3 protein-coding genes and 1 pseudogene are annotated in these 3,452 nt (G+C 72.9%); all 4 read right to left on the reverse strand.

Annotated elements, in window-relative coordinates; translation table 11 throughout:
• A partial coding sequence (tsaB, locus tag ACI3KX_RS21905) for a tRNA (adenosine(37)-N6)-threonylcarbamoyltransferase complex dimerization subunit type 1 TsaB (protein ID WP_404911071.1) occupies positions 1 to 521 on the reverse strand: 521 nt, incomplete at its 3' end.
• Positions 518 to 1,042, reverse strand: a complete 525-nt coding sequence (gene tsaE / locus ACI3KX_RS21910; protein ID WP_404911072.1) for a tRNA (adenosine(37)-N6)-threonylcarbamoyltransferase complex ATPase subunit type 1 TsaE — start codon at positions 1,040 to 1,042, stop codon at positions 518 to 520. The genes tsaE and tsaB, both read right to left, overlap by 4 nt.
• 317 nt (positions 1,043 to 1,359) lie before the next feature.
• Positions 1,360 to 2,484: an alanine racemase gene (gene alr, locus ACI3KX_RS21915; RefSeq protein WP_404911073.1), complete on the reverse strand. Its 1,125-nt coding sequence runs from the start codon at positions 2,482 to 2,484 to the stop codon at positions 1,360 to 1,362.
• A 125-nt stretch (positions 2,485 to 2,609) separates the two neighbouring features.
• A pseudogene (locus ACI3KX_RS21920) lies at positions 2,610 to 2,957 on the reverse strand (holo-ACP synthase); the annotation flags it as partial.
• Positions 2,958 to 3,452 lie beyond the last annotated feature (495 nt).

Below are 3,452 nucleotides of genomic sequence, written 5' to 3' on the forward strand. Positions count from 1 at the left end.
GCCCCGGCCTGGGCGAGCGCGGCATCGAGGTCATCGCGGGGGACGAGCGCCGGCTCGGCCACGCGGATCGGGAGTCCGTCGTCGTCGAGTCCGCGGTAGAGCGTGTACGCGAACTCGCGCCGGCGCGCGTCGGTCACGACCGCGAAGGTATCGTCGTCGGGGTTCTCGTAGCCGCCGGCCGAACCCCAGTCGGCCGTGAGGGCGCTGTGCAGGAGCAGCTCCAGCGCGACGGCGTCATGGCTCACGACGGGAATGACGGGCACGCGCCGGCCGAGGGCGAACGTCCGCGCCGCCGCGATGCCGACGCGCAGCCCGGTGAACGGCCCCGGTCCCATTCCCGCAGCGACATGCGTGATGTCCGAAGGAGTGACGGATGCCTCGGCCAGCGCCCGCTCCAGCAGGGTGCCGATGACCTCGGCGTGCCCGCGCGGATCGAGGCTGGCGGCCTCGGATCGGATGACGCCGTCGGGCTCGACCACCGCCACTGCGGAGCCGAGCGACGTGTCGATGCCGAGGATCACCCTTCCAGGGTAGTCGGCGCGCCGTGGCGCGAGATCTTCACGAGGCGGGGTGCGTCGGCATCGAGCTCTGCCTCGTGGGCGACGCCGTAGCACGCGTCGTCCTGCCCGCGCCCGTGCCATTCACGGTCGAGCTCCACCTCCCACCAGTGGTCGCGGATGCCGTCGACGAGGCCCCGCCCCCACTCGACGATGACGACGGAGCCGTCGAAGTCGATGTCGAGGTCGTCGAGCTCGGCGGCCGAGCCCAGCCGGTAGGCGTCGACGTGTACGAGGGGCGTGCCGCCGACGAGGGACGGGTGCGTGCGCGCGAGCACGAACGTCGGGCTCTGGATGGGCCCGCGCACGTCCAGTCCCCGGCCGATACCCCGCGTGAGCGTGGTCTTCCCTGCGCCGAGCGGTCCGGTGAGGACCACCATGTCGCCGGGGCGCAGCATCCGTCCCATTTCTTCACCCAGCGCCTCCATGGCGTCGGGCGAGGTGATCTCACGCGTGCCGACGAGTGCGTCGATCCCCTCGTTCATCGCGCCTCCCCCGTACCGTTCTCAGGACCGCTGCTCTGGGCCCGTTGCGCGGACTGCGGAAAGACGCGGGCGCCGGGCCGAGGCCGCTGCATCCATCCTGAGAACGGAACAGACAGCCCGCTCATTCCGCGACCTGCCGCCGGGCGACCCGAGGGCCGATGCGCGTGACGACGAGTGCGTCGATCCCCTCGCTCATCCCGCCTCCCCCGTACCGTTCTCAGGACCGCTGCTCAGGGCCCGTCGCGCGGACCGCGGAAATACGCGGACACCGGGCCGAGGCCGCTGCATCCATTCTGAGAACGGAACAGGCAGCCCGCTCATTCCGACACCTGCCGCCGGGCGACCCGAGGGCCGACACGCGTGACGATCTCGTAGTTGATCGTGCCCGCGGCATCCGCCCATTCCGTCGCGGCTGGCACCCCCAGGGTGGGATCGCCGAAGAGCACGGCCTCGTCCCCCACGGCGACGGGTGCGTCGCCGACGTCGACGACGAACTGATCCATGGCGATCCGGCCGGCGACGGTGAACCTGCGCCCGCCGATCACGACGGGACCCGCCCCCGACGCCTGCCGGGGCACACCGTCGGCGTAGCCGAGCGGTACCAGGGCAAGGGTCGTGTCGCGCTCAGGGCGGTAGTCGTACCCGTACGACACGCCCTTGCCGGCGGGCACGCGGCGCACCGCGGCGACCGCACCGCGCAGGGTCATCGCAGGGCGCAGGCCGAGGTCGGCCGACGTCCGATCGGCGAACGGCGAGAGTCCGTAGATCCCGATGCCGATCCGCACGCACCCGAGGCGCGACTCGGGCAGGTCGATCGCGGCGTGCGTCGCGGCGAGATGCCGCAGCGGCGGCGCGAGTCCGAGCGAGGCCGCGATGCCGATGCCCTCCTCGAACGCGCGCAGGGCCGCGCGGTCGTCCCCGACAGACGCATTGGAGAGGTGGCTGAACAGGGCGATGACGCGCACCCGGCCGATCCGCTCGAGCCGCGCGGCCTCGGCGAACACCACGCGGTAGTCCTCGGGCGCGATGCCGTTGCGCGACAGCCCGGTCTCGAGCTTGAGGTGCACTCCGACAGGACGGTCGGCGGATGCTGCGGCCGCGGCTCTCTGCAGCTGGTCGAGGCTCGAGATGCCGAGCTCGATGCCGCGTGCGGCCGCCTCGGCGAAGTCGGCGCCGGGAGCGTGCAGCCACGCGACGATCGGCGCGTCGATGCCGGCGCGGCGGAGCGCGAGAGCCTCGGTGATGTCGGCGACGCCCAGCCGCGTCGCGCCGCCGGCGAGCGCCGCGAGCGCCGAGCGCACTGCGCCGTGCCCGTAGCCGTCGGCCTTGACGACGGCGATGACCTCCGAGCCGGTGAGCCGGCGCAGGTGCCGCACGTTGTCCTCGATGGCGCCGACGTCGATCGTCGCCTCGCGCAGGGTGCCGGCGGGCAGACGGCTCATGCGGCCCCCTCCGTGGTCGGGGCGGCGCTCGGCGAGCGCCGAGACAGGGGATCCTCGTCGAGACCGGTGACGTCGCCCGGTTCCGCGCGATTCCCCTGGTTCGGTGTGGCCGAGGATTCGGGCGCCGCTTCGGCGATGACGTATGCCGTCGCGAGGCCGGCATCGTGCGACAGCGAGAGGTGCAGCGCGGTGATCCCCCGCGCGGCGACGACGGCGGCCGTCGATCCGCACAGCGAGAAGACCGGGCGACCGGATGCCTCGGAGGCGACCTCGATCTCGGTCCAGTGCACGCCGTCCGAGCCGCCGAGCGCCTTGATGAGCGCCTCCTTCGCGGCGTACCGCGCGGCGAGCGAGTGCGGCTTGAGCCGGCGTTCCGCGTCGGAGAAGAGCCGTTCGACGAGCCGCGGTGTGCGCTCGATCGTGCGCTCGAAACGCGGGATGTCGACGAGGTCGACGCCGATTCCGACGATCACGTGAACCTCCTGCCGCGCCGCGCCCGCGGCATCCGACAGACTATCGCGCCGCGCCGGGCGCCCCGCCGCTCCGGGTGCCCTGCCACCCCGGCGCCTCCCCCGCTTGTTCACTTGCGCTGGATGTACGCGACGCGCCCGAAGGGGCGTACGTTCAGCGCAAGTCAACGGGAGACACCGACGGTCGTGCACCTGAGGCGCGCCTCCCCCCGCTTGTTCACTTGCGCTGGATGTACGCGATACACCGGAACGGGCGTACGTTCAGCGCAAGTCAACGGGAGACGCCGACGGTCGTGCACGGCACCGGGGGCGCCTCGGCCGCGCTGCGGGCGCCTCGGCCCCGCCCGGCGCGCCTCCCCCGCTCGTTCACATGCGCTAGATGTACGCGACACGCCGGAACGGGCGTACGTTCAGCGCAAGTCAACAGGAGACACCGACGGTCGTGCACTGCACCTGAGGCGCCAGGCCCCCGCCCCCGCCGGGGGCGGGGGCCTGGCG

The sequence above is a fragment of the Microbacterium sp. ZW CA_36 genome, from assembly GCF_044987475.1.
Taxonomy (GTDB): domain Bacteria; phylum Actinomycetota; class Actinomycetes; order Actinomycetales; family Microbacteriaceae; genus Microbacterium.

What these genes read in the sequence shown, in the direction of transcription:
- tsaE (WP_404911072.1), bottom strand. Translation starts at nt 1,042, where the DNA reads ATGAACGAGGGGATCGACGCACTCGTCGGCACGCGTGAGATCACCTCG.
- alr (WP_404911073.1), bottom strand. Translation starts at nt 2,484, where the DNA reads ATGAGCCGTCTGCCCGCCGGCACCCTGCGCGAGGCGACGATCGACGTC.